This window comes from Algoriphagus aquaeductus, assembly GCF_003253485.1.
Taxonomy (GTDB): Bacteria; Bacteroidota; Bacteroidia; order Cytophagales; family Cyclobacteriaceae; genus Algoriphagus; species Algoriphagus aquaeductus.
Genome location: NZ_QKTX01000005.1, coordinates 250,142 through 274,563 on the forward strand (window position 1 = coordinate 250,142; position 24,422 = coordinate 274,563).

General features: G+C 42.0%; 17 protein-coding genes. 14 read left to right on the forward strand and 3 right to left on the reverse strand.

Annotation, left to right across the window (positions count from 1 at the left end):
• The first annotated feature begins 14 nt into the window (after positions 1 to 14).
• The 11 genes from CLV31_RS09250 to CLV31_RS09300 all read left to right on the forward strand — a co-directional run bounded on the left by CLV31_RS09250 (position 15) and on the right by CLV31_RS09300 (position 19,062).
• Positions 15 to 881: an SRPBCC family protein gene (locus tag CLV31_RS09250; RefSeq protein ID WP_111392599.1), complete on the forward strand. Its 867-nt coding sequence runs from the start codon at positions 15 to 17 to the stop codon at positions 879 to 881.
• A 100-nt stretch (positions 882 to 981) separates the two neighbouring features.
• Entirely contained in the window at positions 982 to 1,815 is an 834-nt protein-coding gene (locus CLV31_RS09255; protein WP_111392600.1) for a VOC family protein, read from the forward strand.
• A 297-nt stretch (positions 1,816 to 2,112) separates the two neighbouring features.
• Positions 2,113 to 7,041 carry a PAS domain S-box protein gene (locus tag CLV31_RS09260; RefSeq protein WP_111392601.1) on the forward strand — a complete coding sequence of 1,643 codons (4,929 nt, stop codon included), beginning with the start codon at positions 2,113 to 2,115 and terminating at the stop codon, positions 7,039 to 7,041.
• Between the two features lie 319 nt (positions 7,042 to 7,360).
• Positions 7,361 to 7,786 (forward strand): response regulator, encoded by a 426-nt coding sequence (locus tag CLV31_RS09265; RefSeq protein ID WP_111392602.1) that lies wholly within the window; start codon positions 7,361 to 7,363, stop codon positions 7,784 to 7,786.
• Positions 7,787 to 8,170: 384 nt separating this feature from the next.
• Positions 8,171 to 11,131, forward strand: a complete 2,961-nt coding sequence (locus CLV31_RS09270) for a GAF domain-containing sensor histidine kinase (protein ID WP_111392603.1) — start codon at positions 8,171 to 8,173, stop codon at positions 11,129 to 11,131.
• 300 nt (positions 11,132 to 11,431) lie between these two features.
• The gene (gene aceK, locus CLV31_RS09275; protein ID WP_111392604.1) at positions 11,432 to 13,156 is read left to right on the forward strand and encodes a bifunctional isocitrate dehydrogenase kinase/phosphatase; all 1,725 of its coding nucleotides are present in this window, start codon (positions 11,432 to 11,434) and stop codon (positions 13,154 to 13,156) included.
• 77 nt (positions 13,157 to 13,233) lie between these two features.
• Positions 13,234 to 14,358: an alpha/beta hydrolase gene (locus CLV31_RS09280; RefSeq protein WP_111392605.1), complete on the forward strand. Its 1,125-nt coding sequence runs from the start codon at positions 13,234 to 13,236 to the stop codon at positions 14,356 to 14,358.
• Between the two features lie 18 nt (positions 14,359 to 14,376).
• The gene (locus tag CLV31_RS09285; RefSeq protein WP_111392606.1) at positions 14,377 to 15,798 is read left to right on the forward strand and encodes a leucyl aminopeptidase family protein; all 1,422 of its coding nucleotides are present in this window, start codon (positions 14,377 to 14,379) and stop codon (positions 15,796 to 15,798) included.
• A 68-nt stretch (positions 15,799 to 15,866) separates the two neighbouring features.
• A complete protein-coding gene (locus CLV31_RS09290) occupies positions 15,867 to 17,081 on the forward strand; it encodes an ATP-grasp domain-containing protein (protein ID WP_111392607.1) in 1,215 nt (404 codons plus the stop codon).
• 62 nt (positions 17,082 to 17,143) lie between these two features.
• Positions 17,144 to 18,214, forward strand: a complete 1,071-nt coding sequence (locus CLV31_RS09295) for a DNA adenine methylase (RefSeq protein WP_220084331.1) — start codon at positions 17,144 to 17,146, stop codon at positions 18,212 to 18,214.
• The gene (locus CLV31_RS09300) at positions 18,211 to 19,062 is read left to right on the forward strand and encodes a DpnII family type II restriction endonuclease (protein ID WP_111392609.1); all 852 of its coding nucleotides are present in this window, start codon (positions 18,211 to 18,213) and stop codon (positions 19,060 to 19,062) included. The genes CLV31_RS09295 and CLV31_RS09300 overlap by 4 nt, the downstream gene beginning before the upstream one ends.
• A gap of 2 nt (positions 19,063 to 19,064) precedes the next feature.
• Here the strand turns inward: CLV31_RS09300 and CLV31_RS09305 are convergent, their stop codons facing one another.
• The 3 genes from CLV31_RS09305 to CLV31_RS09315 form a co-directional block, all read right to left on the reverse strand.
• Positions 19,065 to 19,832: a TIGR02757 family protein gene (locus CLV31_RS09305; RefSeq protein WP_111392610.1), complete on the reverse strand. Its 768-nt coding sequence runs from the start codon at positions 19,830 to 19,832 to the stop codon at positions 19,065 to 19,067.
• On the reverse strand, positions 19,832 to 20,386 hold the full coding sequence (locus CLV31_RS09310) for a hypothetical protein (protein ID WP_111392611.1): 555 nt from the start codon (positions 20,384 to 20,386) through the stop codon (positions 19,832 to 19,834). The genes CLV31_RS09305 and CLV31_RS09310 overlap by 1 nt, the downstream gene beginning before the upstream one ends.
• A 139-nt stretch (positions 20,387 to 20,525) precedes the next feature.
• A complete protein-coding gene (locus tag CLV31_RS09315) occupies positions 20,526 to 21,716 on the reverse strand; it encodes a LysM peptidoglycan-binding domain-containing protein (RefSeq protein WP_111392612.1) in 1,191 nt (396 codons plus the stop codon).
• 229 nt (positions 21,717 to 21,945) lie between these two features.
• On the opposite strand from CLV31_RS09315, the gene CLV31_RS09320 reads away from it, so the two are divergent.
• The 3 genes from CLV31_RS09320 to CLV31_RS09330 are packed head-to-tail and all read left to right on the forward strand — an operon-like array spanning position 21,946 to position 24,417.
• Positions 21,946 to 23,292 carry an NfeD family protein gene (locus CLV31_RS09320; RefSeq protein ID WP_111392613.1) on the forward strand — a complete coding sequence of 449 codons (1,347 nt, stop codon included), beginning with the start codon at positions 21,946 to 21,948 and terminating at the stop codon, positions 23,290 to 23,292.
• A 26-nt stretch (positions 23,293 to 23,318) separates the two neighbouring features.
• The gene (locus CLV31_RS09325) at positions 23,319 to 23,693 is read left to right on the forward strand and encodes a globin domain-containing protein (protein WP_111392614.1); all 375 of its coding nucleotides are present in this window, start codon (positions 23,319 to 23,321) and stop codon (positions 23,691 to 23,693) included.
• Positions 23,686 to 24,417, forward strand: a complete 732-nt coding sequence (locus CLV31_RS09330; protein WP_111392615.1) for a lysophospholipid acyltransferase family protein — start codon at positions 23,686 to 23,688, stop codon at positions 24,415 to 24,417. Before CLV31_RS09325 ends, CLV31_RS09330 begins: the two co-directional genes overlap by 8 nt.
• Positions 24,418 to 24,422: the final 5 nt, after the last annotated feature.

Sequence of the window (24,422 nt, forward strand, 5' to 3'; positions counted from 1 at the left end):
TAAAAATCAAACCCATGTCTGAAAGCACTAAATCAAAAATTACAGTCGAGGCCACCCTTTCTGCACCTGTAAATCAGGTTTGGACTGCCTACACTTCTCCCCGCCACATCGTCAAATGGAACGCCGCTTCAGAAGATTGGCACTCCCCCCATGCAACCAACGAATTGGAGCCCGGAGGAAGCTTTTCCTATCGGATGGAGGCAAAAGACGGCAGCATGGGATTTGACTTTGAAGGAGTATTTCAAGAAGTCAAACCCAATGAATTCTTATCCTATGTCATAAGTGATGGACGAAAGGCCGAAGTCACCTTTCAAGCGCATCAGGATAAAACCACCGTTAAGGTGCTTTTTGAAGCTGAAAAAATGAATTCCGAAGAGCTGCAACGTCAGGGCTGGCAGGCGATTTTGGATCATTTCAAGTCTTATGTAGAAGGTTTTCAACAAGACTCCCTGCACTTTGAAATTTCAATCGAAGCCCCAGTGAATAAGGTGTTTACCCTGATGTTGGAAGATAAAAGCTATCGAGAATGGACCTATCCTTTTTCTCCCGGATCTCATTACAAAGGATCTTGGGAAAAAGGCTCGAAAATTCTATTTCTAGCTGAAAATGGAATCGATGGGATGGTCAGCAGAATTGCAGACCGTATTGAAAACCAATACATTTCCATAGAACATCTCGGTTTTTTGGCCAAAGGGGAAGAAATCACCTCCGGTCCTGAGATTGAGGCCTTTGCAGGAGTCACAGAAAACTACACATTCATAAACTTGGGAGAAAAAACAAAACTCATGGTGGATATGGAAAGCGGAGGAGAATACCGGGACCATTTTCTTAAAATCTGGCCCCAAGCGCTGGAGGTGCTCAAACAAATTTGCGAACGGTAAACCAAATCCACATGAAATGCCCATGAGTAAATGCTTCTCACACAGGGGAATGATTATCCGGGGCATTCCATCTGGCCATTAAAAATCAAATTATAAACAGATGAAATCAATCTACCCCTGTATTTGGACCAACCAATCCGCCAAAGAAGCCGCGGAGTTTTATGTCTCCATTTTTCCTGAGGCATCCATCCAAGAAAGCAACCCTTGGGTGACTAGTTGGAGGGCCGGGAATTCAAAATTCATGCTGCTCAATGGAGGCCCCGAATTCACCCCTTCTCCCGCCCTATCCTTTTATGCCGAATTTCCTGAGGTCGGGTTGGTCGAAAAGCTTTGGGAAAAACTAGTGGAGGATGGAAAGGCATTGATGCCCTTGGGTACTTATCCTTGGTCCGAAAAATATGGTTGGGTCCAAGATCGCTATGGTGTCAGTTGGCAATTGACGGCTCATCCTGAAGCACCTCCCTACGGAAATTATTCTCCGGCAATGATGTTTACCGGCAGAAATTTTGGGAAAGCGGAGGAAGCCTTAAACTTTTATACTTCCATTGTCCCTGATTCCTTGACCAAGTTTATATCAAGATATGGGGAAGATTCTCCAAGTCAGACTGGAAAAATAAACCATGCCCAATTTACTTTGGGAAAGCAGCTTTTTGTGGCAATGGACAGTGGTCTGGATCACGGGTTTCAATTTTCCGAGGGCATATCCTTAGTGATCCCTTGTGAAAATCAGGATGAAATTGATTATTACTGGGAAAAACTTACCCTGAAAGGTGAGGAAGGTCAATGTGGCTGGTTAAAGGATCAATTTGGGGTCTCTTGGCAGGTTATTCCTGAACATCTCTCCCGCCTTTTAGCTGATAATTCCCATAGCAAGAAAGGCTTGGAAACTCTGTTGAAAATGAAAAAGATCGAAATTTCAATGCTAAGCCAGTGACTTTCCCTGACTCAATCCGAGTTAAAAACTGCTAGGGCCTAGAAATACTTTCATTGGAAAAAGGGAAATGGATTTGTCCAGAGTTAAGAGTAATTATCAAGCTTCTTTTGGGTCAGTTTTTTCATTCATTTTCAAATAAAATCTGTTCGTTTACATTTTTTGTTTTTTTGATTTAAGTAAGAATTCCTGATTATTTAAAATTTAATTCATAAATTAACTTTATGGAATGAAGAAAATCTCCTGACAAAGCCTTGCATTGGAGTCAGGAGAAGATCTTTTTTTCACCCAAAATACCCCATGCACTATCAAGATTACAGTTCACTTTTTTATCACAATCCTTTGCCCAACTGGATTTATGAAATCCAATCCATGCGGATTCTGGATGTGAATGATGCTGCTTTGTCGCATTATGGATACTCAAAGGAAGAGTTCCTTTCCATGACGATCAAGCAACTCCGACCTAAAGAGGAGGTACCAAAACTTATTTCAGCGCACAGTGACATTGATCAGAAGTCTGGAAACATCCGATTTGGCACCTTTAAGCATCAAAAGAAAAACGGTGAAATCATGCTCATGGAGGTCCACGGCCACAAGGTTATTTTTCAGGGCCTTGAGGCAATCATGGTTTCCTGCCTGGATGTCACCGAAAAAGAACGCCAATTAAAAGAGTTGGAAGATTCAAAAGCCTTGATTCAAGAGGCCACTTCCATTGCCAAACTGGGCTATTGGTCCACTGACCTCCGAACCAATGAATTCATTTGGTCAGAAGAGGTTTACAAAATCTGGGAAGTCGATCCTCAGGTATTTAAGCCTGATTTTGATATTTTTTACCAATCCATTCATGCAGATGACCGGACTGAATTTGATTATTTACAGCCCCTTGCACTTTCAGGAGAACGGTCTTTTGATTTTGTCCATAGAATTTACACCCCATCCGGAAAAATCAAATGGGTTCATGAAAAAGGCAGGGTAAAGTTTGACGAAAAAGGAGTGCCGATTTCCTTCTCAGGTACAGCACAAGATATTACCGCCCAAAAAGAAGAGGAACAACACCTCAAACTACTCGAAAGTGTCATCACCCACACCGATGATATCGTGATGATCACAGAAGCAGAACCCCTCGAATCTCCGGGTCCTCGGATCCAATATGTGAATCAGGCATTTACCAAACTCACGGGCTATACTTTGGAGGAAGTCAAAGGCCAATCTCCCCGAATTTTACAAGGCCCCAAATCAGATCTTTCGGAGCTCGGACGTCTCAAGAAAGCTCTCCAAAATTGGGAATCCTGCGAGATCACCACCATCAATTACAAAAAAAACGGAGAAGAATTTTGGGTCAATCTCGCTGTGACTCCGGTCGCAAACGAAAAAGGATGGTTTACCCATTGGATTGCCATCGAACGGGATGTGACCAAGGAAAAGCAAAAACAATTACGCAAAGAACTTCTCACTAAAATAAGCACGGCATTCTCTGAAAAAAGTGACCTTCAATCTGCCTTGAATCAGGTTTGTGACCTGGTTTCCGAATTTGCCAATCTGACCCTGTGTGAGGTGTGGCTTCCCGATATCCATCAAAAAAACCTGAGGCTTTTGGGGAAATCAGTGCGGTTGGAAATTTCAAAACTTTTCTATGCAGATGAAGAGCAAATCGGCCAAATAGCTATGGGAAAGGGGCTTCCGGGAATGGTATTAAAAAATGGATCGGCGCAGTTTTGGAATCATCAGGATAAGGCATCAAAATTTTTTAGAAAAAATGCCGCAAAACAGACTGGCCTTAAATCTGCTTTCGGTATCCCCTTACGGTATCAAAATGAAGTGATTGGTGTGATGATCTTGGGAACCAACTCTGATGGAGCTTTCCTGTCCAACCAAATGATTTTGCTGGAACAACTGGAGACTTTTCTTGGGGTGGAGATTTATAGAAAAAGAATTGAAAATGATCTGCATCATCTATTCGAATCTCTACCGGATCTGGTATGTCTGATGGATTTTCAGGGCCATTTTATCAAAATCAATCAGGCAGGTTGTGAGTTGTTGGGGTACTCGGAAAACGACATACAAGGAAAACCTTTCAATGAATTCGTCCATCCGGCAGACAAGGAATACTCCATGCGCCACTTTGCGAAACTGGTAGAAAAAGGCGGCGAAATTCTCAAATTTGAAAATAGAGTGATCACCCGATCCGGGAAGGCCGTATGGCTGGATTGGCATGGAAATGCCATTTTGGAAGATGGATTGATCTATGCCACAGCAAAAAACATCAGTGAAGAAAAAAAATTAAGACAAATCGTCGATGATGCCTCTCATCTTGCCCGCATCGGAGGATGGGAGATCGATCAGTCGACTGGAGAAGTGTACTGGTCTCCGGTGATCCATGAAATCCATGAAACCGATCCCGACTTTTTTAACCCTGATTTGGCTACCGGGATCAATTTTTATCGGGAAGATTATCAGGAGATCGTGGCCTCCATTATTTCCAAAGCTCAAAAAACCGAGGAAACTTTTGAGTTTGAGGCGGCAATCATCACTGCAAAAGGAAATGAAAAATGGGTAAAATGTATTGGGAGATCAGAAATCCTGAGAGGAGAATGCATTCGGGTATTCGGTAGTTTCCAAGATATCACCCAACTCAAAACCACACAGTTTCAGCTCCATTCGCTTTCCAATGACCTTCCGGGTGTGGTGTTTCAGTACTTTATGTTTCCTGATGGGACTGACCGACTCCAATCGGTCAGCCAAGCCGCCCGGAAAATCTGGGAAATTTCGCCGGAAGATTGTGAAAAAGACACGCAGATCATTTGGAATCAAATCAAGGCCGGAGGGGATTACGAACAGGTACTGAAGGATATCCAACATTCCCTCTCCAATCAGACGCAATGGCATAGCAAATGGAGGAATATTCTCCCCTCCGGTGAAATCCGATGGCACGAAGGATTCGGCACCCCTTATTTTTTTCCTGACCAAACCATCATGTTCAACTCCATGGTTTTTGACATTACCGATGAGGTAAAATCAAAAATGCTCTATGAGGAGACTTCTGAACTGGCCAAAATCGGAAGCTGGGAATTGGACCTGAGCAAATCTGACACGTCAGAATTTATGTACTGGTCTCCCATGGTCAAAAAGATCCTGGAAGTCAACCCGGATTACAATCCTTCACTTTCGGGGGGATATGAATTCTACACTCCGGATAGTTATGGCAAAATCAAAAAAGCTGTAGAAACCTTGATTGCCACCGGAACCTCCTTTGATGAAGAACTGATGGTCAAAACCGCCAAGGGAAATTTCCGTTGGGTTCGATGCATTGGAGAAGGAGAATTCATTCAGGGTAACTGTGTCCGGATTTTTGGCAGCTATCAGGATATCCAGGACAAAAAGTCCCTGGACATCCGTATGAGTGAAATTTTGGGCAGTATCTCTGATGCTTTTTATGCCATGGATAGCCAATGGAATTTCACCTATTTCAATAAAGAAGCTGAGCTTCTCCTCCAACGAAAAAAGGAAGAGGTAATTGGGGAAAATATTTGGGAAGTCTTCCCTGCTGCCAGAGGAACTGTGCTCCAAAAGCTCTACCAACGAGTCGCTGACACCGGACAAAACGAGAGTTTCGAGTACTTCTACCCCGGAGATAATTGCTGGTATGATGTGAATGCCTATGCTTCTCAAAATGGGGTCTCGGTTTACTTCAAAAATATAGATGAGCGAAAACGGGCAGCAGAAGAGCTTAAAAAAGCCTATGAAGAACGAAATGAAATTCTGGAAAGCATCGGTGACGCCTTTTTTGCAGTAGACAATGATTGGATCGTCACTTATTGGAACCGGGTAGCAGAACAGGTTTTATTCAAAAACAAAGAAGAAATCCTGGGTAAAAATCTATGGGTGGAATATGCAGATGCCGTGGATTCGGATTTTTATCGCATGTACCACCGCGCCAAAGAAACCAATGAAATCCTTTCGTTCGAAGAGCACTATCCCACTTTGGGTAAATGGTTTGAGGTAACAGCCTACCCTTCTCCCAAAGGCCTTTCTGTCTATTTCAAAGACGTGACTTTAAGAAAGGCCACAGATTTGATTATCCGAGAGGCCAATGAGCGATTTGAACGGGTGACAGAAGCTACTACGGACGCTATTTGGGACTGGGATATCAGCAAAGACATCTATTATCGAGGAAATGGATTTCAGAGGTTATTCGGATATGAACCTCAAAAGATCCTCAAAAGAACAGATTTCTGGAAAGACAACTTCCATCCGGAAGACATTGATTTGATCAAAGAAAGTGTAGAAGAAGCTCTGGCAAATCCAGAAACCCGACTTTGGGAACTTGAATATCGAATCCTTCATCCATCCGGAACCACCAAGACCGTTTTGGACAAAGGGATCATCATCAGAGATGACCAAGGAAAACCCATCCGAATGGTCGGGGCCATCACGGATATTACCTATCGAAAAGAATACGAAAGAGAACTCAAGCGACTCAATGCTGACCTGATCAAGAATATTTACGATCTCCAACTTGCCAATGAAGAACTGGAGCAGTTTGCCTTCATCACATCCCATGATTTGCAAGAACCACTGAGGATGATTTCCAGCTTTATGGATCAATTGAGAAGAAAATATGGGGATCAGCTGGATGATCGGGCCCATCAGTACATCCACTATGCCATTGATGGTGCAAAAAGAATGAAGCATATCATTCTCGACCTGTTGGAGTACTCGAGGGCAGGCCGACTCAAGGAACCGGATGAAATCGTGGATCCAAACCTAATTGTGGAAGATTACCTGGTATTGAGAAAAAAAATAATTCAGGAAAAATCAGCCCAAATCAGTTATGACCCTCTACCCAAGATCAAAACCGCCAAAGTGCCCCTGACTCAAGTATTTCATTGCCTTCTGGATAATGCGATTAAATACTCGAAGCCTGATATCGCGCCACAAATCTTCGTTTCGGTAAGAGAAATGGAGGATGCTTGGCAATTCATGGTACAGGACAACGGAATTGGGATTGATCCTGAGTTCTTTCACAAAATATTCGTCATATTTCAGAGACTCCACAACCGGGAGGAATTTGAAGGCACCGGTATTGGCTTGGCTTTGGTTAAAAAACAAATAGAATCCAGAGGAGGTAAGGTGTGGGTGGAATCAGAGGTTGGAAAAGGGTCTACATTTTATTTCAGTTTAAAAAAAGAGACTAACACATCGGAACCTAACCAATTAAATCTATCCTAACATGAAATGCCCATGAGTAAATGCTTCTCACACAGGGGAATGATTATCCGGGGCATTCTCCCGATGAAAGATCGGGACAGGCTATCTGGCCATTAAAAATCAAATTATAAACAGATGAAATGCCCATGAGTAAATGCTTCTCACACAGGGGAATGATTATCCGGGGCATTCTCCCGATGAAAGATCGGGACAGGCTATCTGGCCATTAAAAATCAAATTATAAACAGATGAAATCGAGCATGACGCAAGCGAAACACAGAGAGAGGATTATAATCCATGCGAGATTCTATCTGACCATTAAAAATCAAATTATAAACAGATGAAAACTGTCCACATATTACTGGTAGAAGACAACGAAGGCGACATCTTACTGACACAGGAGGCATTTGAAGAGAGTAAATTCAATATTCAAATCAGTGTCGCCCGAAATGGGCAGGAAGCTTTGGACTTTTTACATCAAACAGGAGCGTTTACCCAAGCAAAAGTGCCAGACTTGATTTTATTGGACATCAATATTCCGATTTTCAATGGGCATGAGGTCTTGGCAAGGATCAAACAGCATGAAGAGCTGAAAAAAATCCCGGTCATCATGTTGACTACTTCATCCAATAAAAAGGACATCCAAAGAGCCTATGAAAACCATACGAACAGCTACATCACCAAACCTGTGGATATGAATGAATTTTTGGAGGCCATTCAAAAAATAGAAGATTATTGGATCCAACTATCCAAACGAGCCACCTAAAAAGGACTTTTTTGTATTTTTAACCAATTAAATATTACTGGATACAGTATCTCAAATGTTGTGACTAAAAAACATATAAGTCGACCTAAATGAGAATATAAATAAGCATCACTTTTTAATTGAATTTAGACAATGATATTATTTCTTGAAATATCACTATAATTTTTTAAACTAATAAAACACACATTAGACTCGATGCTCCCAAAGAGCTACAAAGATGCGGTTATGTCTTTCTTTGTAAATGAACACTCCCTCCATAAACAGCCAATTCCGCATTCTACACGTAATTTTGAAGGGAATTAATCTCATCTGTTGGGAATCAGAAAATCACCCCATCACTGTCATTGCTGATTTCCAAGATTAATTTCCCTAGAACTCGTGCTTATGATCTCATCTACAATCGAAAAAACTTATTTTCCTTCGAATTCAAGTTTTGAACGAGTCATCCTTGCAAACACGGAGGAAAAATTCGAAACCTTTGTTCATTTAGCGAAAGCGCTAACCGGATTCTCCTCTGCCCTGATCATTTTAATAAAAGAGGACAATTCAATCTTCACTTATTGTTTCGATTGTGACTATTATCCTTCAGAAACCATTGAAAAGCTGGCGGAGAAAATCATTCATTCCAATTTAGATTTTTACGAAACAGACCACTTCTCCAAGGAATGGGACCATGCTTCTTTATTTTTCCTTTCGGGGGTAACACCAGAATCTCTGGTAGTGCTTCCTATAGAATTTCCCAAAGATTATCGTGTTGGAGCCATTTGCCTGTTTGATTTCGATTCCAAAACAATCAGTGAATTGACACAGGAACACCTCAGATTATTGGCTACCCAATCGATAAACCTGATTATTCAACAAGCCACTTTAGAAGAACAGGCCAAAATCATTGAAGAGCAAACCACCTCAAGAGGTATAATCAATCAAAACAATTCCGAAAATCCGTTTCAAGAAAGCAAAAGCTGCCTATTTAAAAGCACCAAAAGATTGGCTCGGGTAGGAAGTTGGGAATTGTTTATAGTAGGTCCAGACCAGCTTCAGATGATTTGGTCCGACTCCCTGAAGTGGGTATTAGACTATCCGGTCAACCAAGAGGTCTCTATCGGAAAAACATTAAAGATGCTATCTGAAAAAGACCAAGCGACGGTCAAAAGGGCTTATCAACGATTCATCAGCGAACACGTGGAAGAACCCTTGGAGCTAGAAGTCCTTATTCGAAGGGATTACCTTAATGATTCCATTTGGGTGAAGCTGGTCCTGGAAGCAGAATATATCAATGGAAACTGCATAAAAATTTATGGCAGTGCCCAAGACATTCATTCCCAAAAGTTGGACGAGCTGGAAATTCAATATCAAAATTCCCTACTTAATTCTTTGACAGAAGTGATCGGTCACCTGTTTGTCGAAGAAAATTGGTCTGAAGTCATCGATACCACTTTTAACCTGATCGGCAACACAGTTCATGTGGATCGGATATACCTTTTTGAAAATCTGGATGATCCGCAAACAGGTAAAAAATACGCCAAACAAACCTTTGAATGGGTCGCTCCCGGTATCAGTCCTCAAATCGACAATCCGGCTTTGGAGAAAATTGAAGTAGATGATTTTATGGATTTGTTCCATAGCCTTGAAAAAAACCAGCCATTAATTGCCAACGTCAAGGATATCGAAGATCCGGCTTTACGGGAAATGCTGGAATTCCAAGACATCAAATCCCTACTGATGTTCCCCATTTTTATTGAAAATGAATTCTGGGGATTCGCTGGATTTGATGAATGTACCCATGAACGTGAATGGAGACCCTCTGAAATCAATTTCTTAAGATATTTTACCTCCAATCTCGAATCATCGATCAAACGCCGAAAGGACAAAGTCGATCTTGAAAATCTGGTAATGGAAAAAACCAGAATCCTCGAAAGTTTGGGGGATGGGTTTTTCGTTTTGGACAAGCAGGAAAGAGTCAACTACTGGAACCAAGCCGCTGAAAAAATCCTCGGTGTTTCCAGGGAAGAAATCGTGGGAGAAATTATTTGGGACCGATATCCCAATTCGACAGCAGCCAAATTTCTGAGTTACTACCGGGATATCATTCAAAAAAACTCCCATTTCAAGGCTGAAGAATACTTCCCTGAGTTTGGAAAATGGCTGGAAATCAACGCCTATCCTTCGGATGATACCCTAAGTGTATTTTTCAAGGATATCACGGAGCGGAAAAATTTTGAAGAAGCGATCATTCAATCCAATGAGCGATTTGAAATCATCGCAAAGGCCACTCAAGACATCATTTGGGACTATGACATTCACCAATCCAAATTATTTGTAAGTGAGGGGTTCAACTCTCAATTTGGATATGAATCCTCAAAAAAAATCCATTCACTTCAGGACTTTATCGAAATCCTGCACCCCGAAGATCAAGCAACTGTTAAGTCGCAGTTTGAAGCCTCCTTGTTTGGGATCAATCAAGACGCCAATCTTTCTTTGGAATACAGATTCCTGAAAAATGATGGAACCTATGCCTACATCCAGCACCGAACCTATTTTATCAGGGACAAAAACGGAAAAGCCAATCGCGCCTTGGGAGCAATGGTGGACATCACGGACCGAAAACGATATGAACAATCTCTCAAACAACTGAATCTTGAGCTGGAAGAAAAAATCAAACAGTTGGATTTGACCAACAAAGAGTTGGAACAATTTGCCTATGTGACTTCGCACGATTTGCAGGAACCTTTGCGGATGATCACCTCGTTTATGACCATGCTCGAATCCAAATACTCCCATCACCTCGATGACAAGGCAAAATTGTACATCAATTTTGCAGTCGATGGTGCAAAGAGAATGAGGCAGCTGATTTTGGATTTACTTGAATACTCCCGATCAGGGAAAAATGAAAGTGAAAAAGAAGAAGTGGATTTGCAGGACATCCTCCATCAAACCCTGCTTTTTAATAAAAGATTGATGGAAGAAAAACAGGCCCAGGTGAAGTTCACCACACTTCCCAAAGCATTGGCCTACCGGGCACCTTTGACACAAGTGATCCAGAATCTGGTGGAAAACGGGATCAAATATTCCAAGCCGGATACTCCCCCACGATTGGAAGTCAGTGCCACAGATCGTGGACGGGATTGGTTGATCTCAATTCAGGATAACGGTATTGGAATCCCCAATGAATTTCATGAGCGGGTGTTCATCATTTTCCAGCGCCTTCACAAAAAAGAGGATTACAAAGGAACAGGAATTGGACTCGCTGTGGTCAAAAAACAAGTCGAAAGTTGGGGAGGTAAAATTTGGTTGGAGTCGGAACCTGGTGTTGGCACGGTGTTTTATTTCACTATACCCAAATAAAGAGGGAGATTATGCGGAAACTCCTGCATGCACCAAAACTAAAAAAGGCCGGGCTATCACCCGACCTTTTCCTGCTCTCAAACCTATTAAACCTATTGTAGATATTCAATTCATGAATACACTCGAAAAGTAGAAAATGTTTTTTTTCTCTCCAAACAATCGATTGCGAAAAATTTTCAAAATTTTATTCGGCCAACAAGAATCTTATTTAATTCACAGAAAATCAAGGGATTTACCTTTTAAAAAAATGTTCCAACTTTATAAAAAAATCTTTTTTTTAGCTTCAGTACCAAATTTCCTATGCCAAACAGAGCTCTCCCACTTGCGACCAAGATTTTTGAAGGATTTCTGACCTATATCGAAAGCTTCAATACCTACACCCGGCTGGCTCCACTTTACTTTGCCCAACGCAATTGGCAAGCTACACAACTGAATCATAGACAAAGGCTTAGGCTTTACAAAGATTTACTTTTCCAACTGGCGAAAGTTTTCCAGGAAATCCTCGGTTCGGACAGTGCCAATCGGGAAATCTGGAAATTGATCAGATCAGCGTACCAACAGATGATCAGTCAGCGCCCCGACGTGGAGTTGGCGGAAACTTTCTTCAACTCGGTTTTTCGGAAGACCTTTCCAAACAATCCCTTGGATGAAGAGCTCATGTACGTCATGGAAGGGTATAATGCCTGTGAAATCCGAGAAAACTCCGACCTACTCCTTACTTACCCTGCCTCCATGGGTTTGGAAAATATCATTCGTCAGATTTTGGAGGATTTCGACTTCGGTGTTCAATTTATGGATAAGGAACAGGATGTGCAGTTTTTGGTCAATGGAGTGAAAGAGGTCATTCTCACCCGATATCAGGTGGAGGTAGGCACCAAAACGCAATTGCTCAAGCCTGTTTTTTACAGAAACAAAGCTGCCTATCTCATCGGCCGTACCTATGTCGGCAAAAAATGGATGCCATTTATTATTCCGATTCTCAATGGCCCCAAAGGAATCTATGTGGACACCTTGATTTTTGACCCCAATCTGATGAGTCATTTGTTCAGCTTCACCCGATCCTATTTTATGGTGGAAGCTGAAGTGCCTTCTCAGATCGTCGGCTTCTTGAGTTCAGTCATTCCACACAAAAAAATCCATGAGCTTTACAATGCGATTGGTTTTAATAAACATGGAAAAACTATTTTTTATCGGGATTTCCTTCACCACCTCCAGAATAGCACTGACCAGTTTGTAATAGCCCCGGGAATCAAGGGGATGGTGATGACGGTTTTTACACTTCCCTCTTTGAACATTGTCTTTAAACTCATCAAAGACCACTTTGAACCTCCAAAAAACATGACTCGGCAAGAGGTGAGGGAAAAATACAAGTTGGTTTCGTTGCATGACCGTGTGGGACGAATGGCCGACACCCATGAATTTGAGCATTTCAGAATTCCCCTCGATCGGGTTAGTCCTGAATTGATGAAAGAACTCAAAAACACGGCCAATTCCCTTTTACGGATCGAAAACAACCAACTGATAATCAAACATCTATACACGGAAAGAAAAATGATCCCTTTAAACATTTTCCTTGAAACCTGCTCCACAAAAGACGGGGAAAAAGCCGTAGAAGACTATGGGAGAGCTATCCTCCAACTGGCTCAGGCCAATATTTTTCCGGGAGATATGATGACCAAAAATTTTGGTCTAACCCGTCAAAAAAGGGTCATTTTCTACGACTACGACGAGATCGAATTTTTGGAGGACATGAATTTCAGAGAAAAACCCAAACCGGAAACCTATGAGCAAATTTATGCTTCAGAGCCTTGGTATGAAATCAGAAAAAACGACGTGTTTCCGGAAGACTTCAAGCGTTGGATGATCGGTAGAGCGGATTTGAAACCCCATTTTCTAGCCTATCATAAAGACTTATTTGATCCGGCCTATTGGAAGGGACTTCAGCAACGAATCCAAAACGGAGAATTGATCCATGCCATCCCTTATCCTGAGGAAATCCGATTTAGACCGGGAGAACCCGATTAAGTGAGTTTAATTTCATTCTTCCCATCGTAAAACTTATTTTTGACCCCTCGGGTCAATTTTAGCAGTCACCCTCCCTAATGGTTTCAGAAATTTCAGCAGCTCCTACTTCACAAACCCATACCAAAAAGATCATTCTTCAAGCAGATGAGGATGATAGCAGACCCGTATATCTTTCGGGTAATTTTAATAATTGGGCTACTCAAGACGCCCGATTTAAGATGGAGAAGATCGAGGAGGGTGTCTATGAATATGAATTTCCTGCTGAATCCGAATTTGATGCAGAGCTGATTTACAAATTTACCAAAGGCGATTGGTCTGAGGTGGAAATTGATCAATATGGCAACCGAACCCCAAACCGCCACTGGAAGGATAACCAACCGGTAAAAGTGGAAAAAGTAGCCAAATGGCGAAAAAACTGGCTTCCTTACCGTCCTTCACAACTTCCCCAGATTCACCTGATCTCAGAGGAATTTGAAATCCCCCAACTCAACAAGACCCGAAAAATCTGGGCACTTCTCCCCCACGACTACGAAACCAGCTCCGAGCATTATCCGGTACTCTATCTGCAGGACGCTCAAAATCTCTTCAATGAAAATGCCGAATTTGGCAACTGGCAAATTGATAAAAAGCTAGCCGTGATGTCAGACTATGGTATTGGCAAGATCATCGTCATCGCTGTCGAGCATGGAGAATCAGAGCGTGTGCAGGAATACAATGTGGGCAAGACCCTCCTTGGAAAAGGACAGGGAAAACAATATATCCGTTTTATCACGGACACCTTGAAGCCCTTTGTGGACCGCACCTACCGAACCAAGCCGGAACGGGATCATACCGGAATCGGTGGCAGTTCGATGGGGGGTCTGGTCAGTATCTTTTCGGGATTGATGTATCCGGAGGTATTTGGCAAATTGATGATTTTCTCTCCCTCGCTTTGGGTCATTCCAAAGATCAAATTGGGTTTTTTGGATTTTTTCGAGCCCATGGATACCCGTATTTACCTTTATGCCGGGGGTGATGAAAGCGAAACCATGGTTGACCATGTGACCAAATTTCGCAAACGCCTGATCAAGAGAGAAAGCCTTCAGGGAAAAATGAAAGTACGGCTTTCAATCAATGAACATGGAAAGCACAATGAATCTTATTGGAGCGATGAGTTTCCAAAAGCAATCGAATGGCTTTTTTTCAGTGACAAACCGGAGTAACCTCCTAACTTACCTACTATGCAGTTCAAATTGAATCCCAAAAACCCTTCTTCCACAGGACTGAGGGTCATCCCTGTTTTTGAAAATCAGGTGAGCGATATACTGACCGAAAAAAATCTTCAAAAAACCATTCCTTCTCTACTTTTTTCAGGAAAAAAAGACAGTCAATTCAGCTTTGAAATAGAAGGTCAGCTGGTTCTACTTATAGGTTTAGGAGAAAATCCCGATTACAAAACCGTAGAAAACAGCTTGAGACGCGTCCTTTCCAAGCAATCCTCGCTGATCGAAAAAGAGGTTCTTTTGGATTTTCCGGCCGAAATGGACGAAAGCCATGTTGAAGCCGCTTTGGTAGGCTTCAAGCTGGGGGCTTATTCCATCGGGTTTTTCAAAAAAGAGAAACCCAAAGATCACAGTAAGCTCAAAGTAGAAATCATCACGTCCCTGAAAAAGGCTAAAGACTTAGCAGCAAGAGCCGGAAAAATCGCAGACGCAAAAATCGAGGCATTTAAACTAGTCGACCTTCCCCCCAACAAAATCACTCCGGAAAATCTCGGCGATTGGGCCAAAAATCTTGGGAAAAAGTTTGAACTGAACGTCAAAGTTTGGGATTCCAAAAAGGCCAAATCAGAAAAACTGGAAGCTTTTTTGGCAGTAGGTAGAGGCTCTGCAAAAGATCCGCGATTCATCATCATCGAGTACCGTCATCCCAAGGCCTCAAAGCATGTGGGCTTAGTTGGCAAAGGAGTCACCTTTGACACAGGAGGCCTCAATATCAAAACCCAAGGCATGCATCACATGAAGTCAGATATGGGCGGTGCGGCAGCAGTCTTGGCCACTACTCAGCTAGTCGCAGATTTGGGCTTACACCTCAATCTGACCTCCATCGTTCCAGCGGTGGAAAACGCGATCGACAAGGATGCCTATTTGCCTTCCGAAGTCATCGGAAGCCATGCGGGATTGAGCATTGAGGTGATCGATACGGATGCAGAAGGCCGACTGATCTTGGCTGACGGACTTTCTTACCTGATCAAAAATTACGCTCCGGATCAGGTGATCGATTTGGCCACACTTACCGGCAGTGCCATCGGTACCTTCGGATACGAATGCGCGGCTTTGTTTACCAACGACGGAACAATCTCCTATGGACTACAATCCGCAGGAGAAGAAATCGGAGAAAAATCCTGGCCACTTCCACTTTGGGAATCCTTCGGAAAAGAAATGGATTCCGAAATCGCTGACATCAAAAATTACCATGGAAAACCCTTTGCCGGTGCCATCACGGCTGCAAAGTTTCTCCAGGCCTTTACGCACGAGCACCCGGCCTGGGCACATTTGGACATCGCCGGCGTGGCTTTTTCCGACACTGAATTTGCCAAGACCAAAACCGGCACAGCTTATGGGGTCGGTTTGTTACTCAGGTATTTCGAAAGTATTCTTTAAAAAAATTCCGGCAGTCTTCAGATTTGCCGGATTTTTTTTGATTTTAAGATCTCAATCGATCCAAGCTCATGAACGATTTCAAAACTTTTCTCTGCATCTCCAATTATTTCAAAGGCAATGCCTTTATGACTGCACTCAAAAAACAAGGCAACCGCGTTTTTTTGGTGACTACCGAACAGCTACGCGAAAAGCCTTGGGCGTTCGAATACATCGATGAAGTATTTTACATGCCCGGGTTGGACTTGGATTGGGACATGGATTTATTGCTGAAGGGGGTGGGCGGATTGATGAAAGAACATAAAATCGATTCAATTGTCGCTTTGGATGATTATGATGTGGAAAAAGCAGCATTTCTCCGTGAAAACTTTCGCATCGCAGGCATGGGGCAGACGACGGGACGCTATTTCAGGGACAAGCTCGCCATGCGGATCAAAGCAAAAGATGCAGGAATTCGCATACCGGCTTTTTCCCCTCTTTTCAACAATGCTGACATCAACCATTTTGCAGATACCGTCGCAGCCCCTTGGGTACTCAAGCCACGGTCAGAAGCCTCGGCCCATGGCATCATCAAGGTTCATGACAAAGATTCTCTTTGGAGGCATTTGAATGAATTGGGAGACAACAGGATTTATTACCTCATCGAGCAGTTTAAGCCGGGAGATGTGTATCACGCCGATGGACTTCAATTGGATGGAAAAAATCTGTTTTTGACCGTGTCACGGTATTTGGCCACTCCCATGGAAATTTCCCAAGGAGGTGGAATCTTCCGATCTGCCAATATCCCCTATGGCTCTGAAGATGAGAAAAAGATCAAAAAGGTCAATGAAGCCATTATGAAAGCATTTGGTCTGAAAAATGGCGCCTCTCATACGGAATTTATCAAATCCCGTGAGGATGGAGAGATCTACTTTTTGGAAACCGCCTCCCGAGTTGGCGGGGCACATTTGGCAGAAATGGTAGAGGCTGCCACCGACATCAACCTTTGGGCAGAATGGGCCAAGATTGAGGATGCTACTGTGAAAAACAGGAAATACGAACTTCCCAAAGTGGCTAAAAACTATGCGGGCATCGTACTCACCCTTTCAAAATACGAGCATCCTGATCTGAGCAGTTTTGATGATCCGGAGGTGTGCTTCAGGGTTCCTTTGGAATACCATGCAGGTTTGATCGTGAAGTCACCTAAGCAGGAGCGGATCATGCAGCTGCTTGATCACTATGCAGAACGATTTGCGACGGAGTATTCAGCCACTGCCGAAGCTCCTGAAGTGAAAAAATTCCATTAAATGCGACAAACTTTGTCAAAATTAAAGTCACTTCAATTATAATCTATTAAGTTTGATTCACTATGCAACTACTAATACCTGATATAGAATTACCACCCAAATCCCAAGGCAAATTTGAGAATTATCCTCGGATGCGATACATGGGGGGAAAACAAAAGCTATTGCCATGGATACAAGATACCCTGAAGAATTATGAATTTGAAACAGTTTTAGACGGCTTTTCTGGCTCAGGTGCAGTTTCTTATCTATTCAAGACTATGAATAAAACTGTCTATTCAAATGATTTTTTAAAATTTTCCTCTTTAATTTCTAAAGCAACTATAGAAAACAATAATGAAATTTTGGATGAGAATGATTTGCAAACACTTTTAGATACTTCTAAAAAACATGACAACTTTATAAAACTTAAATTTAAGAATATTTTTTTCTCTGAGAAGGATTTAGATTTCTTAGATAGAATAAGCGAAAATATTAAATACTTAAAAACAGAAAACAAAAAAGCGCTTGCATATACTGCATTATTTAGATCTTGCCTAAAAAAACAACCAAGAGGTGTTTTTACAATATCAGGAAACCTAGACAAATATAATGATGGGAGGAGAGATTTGACAATTGATATTTCGGAGCACTTTATAGAACAAGTAGCTGTATACAATAAATCAATATTTGACAACAAAAAACTAAATCTCTCTTTCAATCAAGACATATTTCTTTTCAATGAATCTCAATTTAAAATTGATTTAGTTTACCTAGACCCACCATACGTACCTAATTCAGATGATAATTGTTATATTAAAAGGTATCATTTTCTTGAGGGGCTTTCTAGCTATTGGGTTGGAGAAAAAATTCTTGAATCGACCAAGGTAAAAAAAATTGAAAAAAAATACACCCCATTTTCTTACAGGAAAACAGCAGTTGAAGCTTTTGATAAGATTTTTAAAAAATTTTCAAATAGTATTATTGCACTGTCTTACTCTTCAAATGCTTATCCAGAATTAGAAAATCTTACAATTCTTTTATCCAAATATAAACATGAAGTTAAAGTTTTTGAGAAGCCATATAAATATCATTTTGGAAATCATTCTGGGGCAAAAAGGAAATCAGTAAATGAATATTTGATTATTGGAATATGAAAAGACATAAGCAAGATAAGGAGGGACTTATTAATCAAATATCTGAAGTAGGAACAGAATGGAAAGATGAATTTTCAACATTATTCCTAGAAACTGTAAACAAAAACATCTATCAACAAAAGGGAGAAATAAATGAAAAACATCTAAAAACTCTTCTTGATGAAAACTTCGAAATCGGTATAACTTTTATCAGAATAATCTTAGAAAAATCAAAGGATGAGTTTCAAGAAACTTTAAAGATTATTTTTTCAGACTCAAAAATAGCTATTGGAAAAAAAGGCTATTTAGAAAATAAGGAAGAGTATATAAATAAACTTAAATCTCTTAACCTCATTTTCTTAATCAACTCTTTAAAGTCCAAAAAAATCACTTGGGCAGACATTATTGAAGAAAGATTAAAGCATGGAAGAGGTAGTGCAATTAAAGGTCAGAAAAGAGGTAAAAATTTAGAAGATTTTGTTGAAAATATTATTAAAGAGGTTTTTTCAGAATATGTTGTTAGAAAAAGCTTTCTTGGAGCAAAAGGAATTTCTACTGCCAAAGCAGATTTCTGCATTCCTTCAACTGAAAACCCAAGTATTGTAATTGAAGTCAAAGCCTACGGAGCTACTGGAAGCAAACAAAGCGATGTAATTGGTGATGTTAAAAAAATAATTGATGAAAAAAGAAATGACACTTTTTTCTTATTATTTACGGATGGAATTACATGGAAATCAAGATTGAAAGACTTTGAAAGACTGATTGAATTCCAAAACCTTGGCAATATATATAGAATTTATACACAAAAAATGAAGACTGAGTTTTTGGAGGACTTAATTCAATTAAAAAAAGAGATGGGTATAAAGTAGTCTCAAAACTTCTCTTCTACTCCCAACCCAAACAGCGCAAAATCATACTTCACAGGATCTTCAGGATCAAACTCCCGCAGTCGATCGGTAAGTTCTAAGGCAGTCTGCCAATCGGTTTGTTTTCGGGTAATCAATCCCAGCTTCCGAGCTACCCGATCCACATGTAGATCACAGGGACAGATGAGCTGGGAGGGGTGAATCTTTTTCCAAAGCCCAAAATCCACACCTTTAGCATCGTCTCTCACCATCCAACGGAGATACATGTTGATTCGCTTGCAAGCCGCCTTTCTTGCCGGTGTTGCGATGTGTTTTTTGGTTCGGGATGGTGCATCGGGGAGACTAAAAAAGTACTCGTGAAATCGAGTCAGAATGGACTCCATGCTGTCCCTCATCCCCGTCTGTCCGATTAGAAAAGCATCCTCCAAACTGTCAAATTGCCGATAATACCAAGAAAGGAAGTGAATGAAATAGAGCGTATCGACCTCATTGAATGTTCGATGCTTGAAGTTTAAAAGGGATTTTAAATCTTCTTCCTGATGTTGAAGCAGAAAATCATAGGGCGCATTATCCATGAGCGAAAACAACTCCAAACATTTATTGATGATGGTTTTTCGCTGACCCCAAGCCAGGATGGCAGCAAAGAATCCGGAGATTTCAATGTCTTGTTTCTTGGAAAACCGATGAGGAATGGAAATCGGATCGAGGGTGATAAACCCGGGCTGATTGTACTGAATAACCTTTTCGTCCAAAAAATCTTTGATCTGACTCATCACAAAGCCACTTTCACTTCTCCACCCTGAGTGCCGTCAAACCACTTGAAGGAAAGTTCGTGCTTGGTTTTCTCAGATACATGCCAATCAAAGCATTTGATAGTAGTGAGTGACCGCAGACTATCCTCATCAGGGTTGTAAAGGCAAATATCAAAATCGGGCATTTCTTTCGACTCCAGGGTATTCCATTTTTCAAGGATAAAACCCTCTTCGATTACTCGAACCTTCTTTCCAAAAACATAATCGCCTAAAATGGATGGCACTCCGTCCTTTCTTCTCAACCTGAAACCCGAGGGTCCAAACATGATTTGCTTGATCAATTTTGCTTCAAGCAGATCGTTGGAATAGGGTAAAGTTTCCCAGTCCGACTCCTTGAATACCACCTTGTTTCCTTCTGGCTTCAACCTGGTCAACAGTAGGGAGAGCTTGGAAAATAAAAATGTCAGCCCAATAAATATCAGTCCAAAACTCGCAAGAATGGGATAAGAAAGGATGAAGATTGCATTCCAAATGAACCTAAACAGGTGATGGAAGAAAAGCTGGAGTTTGTTCATGATGGGGTACTCGACACACAAAGGTACCCTCCTATCCCAAGAATCCCAAAGATACCGAAAGTGGAAGGTCCAAATGAGCCTCGATAGCCCCAAAAAAAAGACCCCTTCCGGGGCCTTTGCATTAAAATTTTGGCTTAATTTAATAAAGGATCTCTACCGGAAATCTGGGATTGACAGCCTTCAACTGGTCATAGGCAGCCTGAGATAATTTAATGATCAACTTTGAATTATCCCCGGTTTCGGGAAGAGTACCTACCACCCGGGCAAAAATAGTCAAATCATTTTCTTCATTTTTGACCCGAATCACGCTCCCAACAGGAGCAGTCCGATGGAGAACTAAATACTTTTTGTGTCCACCGGTACCTTCAATGAGTTCTGCCTGTCCCGTTTCTTTGATGTTTTTGAATCCTCCCGAGGTATTCTCAGGAGTGGGCTCTACTTTCATTTCAGCCGTGGAGGAAACTACCCTGGGAGTGCCGATTACAGGTACAGTGCTGGGGCCTTCCGGAGCTCTTCCTACCTTAATTACTTGTCCTGATCTGAGGTTATTTGAACTTAAGGCATTCCACTTGATCAAGTCCTCTACACTGCTGCCATACTGAGTGGAAAGAGAAAAAAGCGTTTCACCGGACTTGACGGTGTGTGATATCCATTCTCCCGGTGCTACAGGAGTCATGCTCTGCGTGGTTTGAGAAGCAGGCCTATTCACCTCCGGCTGAGTTTTGACTGGCTCAGGATTAGTTCTCGGTGTTTCTGCTTTTTGTTCTACCACTTTTACCTGCTCCACAGTAGGTTTGGATTCGGTTGGCTTTTGAACAGTCTGGGGTACTGATTGAGATACTGATGCGGCAGCATTATTCACAGTGGCAACCGTTGTATTCTGAGCAGGATCGATTTCTTTGACAATGAGGGATTGGCCCACACTGAGATCATTTCCCAGCAACTTGTTCCATTGCTTCAAAGAGTCCACCGTCACCCCATATTTCTTGGATATTGAGAATAGCGTCTCTCCGGTAGCTACTTTGTGAACGGATGTGCCAGCAGGCAAAACTGACTTATCCATATAGGGAACCCGAATCGTCTGGCCGATTTTCAGACCTTGCTTCAACACCTCATTTGCGTTCTGAATATCCCCTACCGGAACCTGATATTTCCTTGAAATAGCAAAAAGCGTTTCTTGAGGAGAAACCTTGTGCAAAATATAGGTCTTCTCTCCAACCCGTTCCACTCCGATAGAATCTCCTGGAACAAGCCTTGACGCCTCTGATGTAACGGACACAAACAAAAGTAAAAACAAGCTGAGTAGAGCGACTTTGGGTTTTGGATTCATGGTACTGAAATGTCTGAATTTACGGTCGAGGGAAACAAATAGAATGTAACATCTTACGGATAGCAAGAATAATGCTAAAAGTCCCTAAATCCGGAATTGAATAAGTTAACACTTGCTCCAATGGAAAAATTTCAGATTTGATCCCAAACCATTGTTCTTCAATAAATGTCAAGTATAGTAACAGGCAAATCTTCTCAAATTGCTATCTTTTCAAACAGAAAACTACCTTATGAAAAACCGACTCTTCCTTGTTTTCCTTCTTTTCAATTTTGGGCTATCTCTTCTTAAAGCACAGGATACTCCCAAAAAAGTATACACTTTCAAGATCGACAACAACATTGATCCAGCTATGAACCGCCGAGTCAAAGTGGCAATGGAAGAGGCAGAACGACTCGAATCCGATTTGATTTTTATAGAAATGGACACCTATGGCGGTGCCGTAACTGACGCGGATGAAATCAGAACGAGAATTTTAGAGTCCAAAACCCCGGTTTATGTCTTTATAAATAAAGACGCTGCCTCTGCGGGAGCATTGATATCCATCGCCTGTGACAGTATTTATATGGCACCGGGAGCCAGCATTGGCGCTGCCACGGTCGTCAATGGAGTTGACGGCGCTGCAGCTCCTGATAAATACCAATCCTACATGCGCTCCATGATGCGAAGTACTGCAGAGGCAAAAGGAAGAGATCCCAAAATAGCCGAGGCCATGGTCGATGAAAAAATTGAAGTCGAAGGAATTTCCGATGCCGGTTCGGTGATTACTTTTTCTGTTTCCGAAGCCATGAAATACGGCTTTTGTGAAGGAGAATTTGGTTCGATCGAAGAAATCCTTCAGTCACAGGGAATCCGAAATGCCGAGTTGATAGCCTATGAGGAGGACACAGTGGATAAAATTATCGCATTTTTTCTCAGCCCGGCAATCAGCGGCGTGTTAATCCTGATCATTATCGGCGGAATTTATTTTGAATTGCAGACACCCGGTATTGGCTTTCCACTCTTGGCAGCGATTATTGCCACTTTGCTTTACTTCATTCCTTATTACCTCAACGGCCTTGCTGACAATTGGGAAATCCTGATGTTTGTCATCGGGGTGATTTTATTGGCTGTGGAGCTGTTTGTCATACCGGGATTTGGGATTTTTGGAGTCCTCGGTATCATCATGATTTTGGGAGGTCTGGTGCTTGGCATGCTCCCCAACCAAGATTTCAACTTTGACTTTGTCCCCGCATCCCAACTTTTCGGCGCATTATTGACCGTAATTTTAGCCGCTCTTGCCTCAGTGGGCCTTGTCTTTTGGCTCACTCCGAAAGTGAATGAATGGGGAGCTTTTCGAACCATTACCTTGTCGACGACACAAGACCGGTCTCAAGGATACACTTCCAGCATTTATTCAGAAAACCTAAAAGGCAAAATCGGAACCGTTCATTCCCGATTGAGACCGAGTGGAAAAGTAGAAATCGAAGGTGAAATTTACGACGCGTATTCCCGGGGAGAATTTTTGGAACAGGGCGAAAAAATCATGGTAATTTCGACGGAAGGGACATCCCTCCGAGTCAAAAAATTAGAATCCTGATTGGAAGATTTGGCTAGTTTTGCGGCATGAATCCATTTCAGACTATCTATGAACTGATCGGTGAAGAAAAAATCTCACTACTGGTCCGATACTTTTATGAGGAAGTGGAGAAAACCCCCGCATTGAGAAAACTCTATCCCGAGGATCTGATTCCTGCAGAAAGACGGCTGTTTTTGTTTCTTTTGCAGGTCTTTGGAGGACCTCAAACCTATTCCCAAGAAAGAGGTCATCCCAGGTTGAGGATGCGCCATTTTGAATGGCAAATCGACCCCGCAATGCGGGATCATTGGCTCAATGCCATGCTCACTGCCTTAGAAAAACTGAAGCCCGATCAACAGGCCAAGGAACTGATGATGGGGTATTTTATCAAAGTTGCCAACCACATGATCAATCATGAATAAGCTGCCAAAGCGAATCTATACCTATTTTGCAGCCATCCTGTTTGTGGTCACTTTTTTGGTGATTTTCCCATTTTTTCTCATCTGTATTTGGGTGCCCGGGTGGAAACGATACGGCAGAAAAATCAATCAATATTGGGCAAAAACCTATTTTTCCCTGATTTTCTTACCCGTCCAGGTTGAGATTAAGGCAAAGTTGAAAAAAAACAAACCCCATATCTTCTTAGCCAACCATTTCAGCTATTTGGATGTGGCCATGATGGGATTTGTGCCTGGAGATGTGCTTTTTGTGGGAAAAGCATCTATTCGTAAAGTTCCACTGTTTGGCTACTATTTCAAAAAACTACATATCGCTGTGGATCGAAGCCGGATAAAAAGCAGGGCTGAAACCATGCGCCGCGCAGGGGAAGCGATTGACCGGGGAAGCGGAATTGTCCTTTTTCCGGAAGGTGGCATTTATACTCAAGATCCTCCCCGGATGGTTCCGTTCAAAAATGGAGCTTTCCGCTTGGCCATGGAGAAACAAATCCCGGTGGTTCCTGTCACATTAGCTTACAATCACCTAATTTTACCCGACGACGGTCTGTTGATGCTACACAGGAGACCGGCAAAAATGGTCCTTCATGAGGTATTGGAGCCAAAAGACTTTGAATCTGAAGAGGCCCTCAGGGATAAATGTTTCGAGGTAATTCAACAACAGCTTCTGGAAGACAATCCGAACTTATAGAAAGA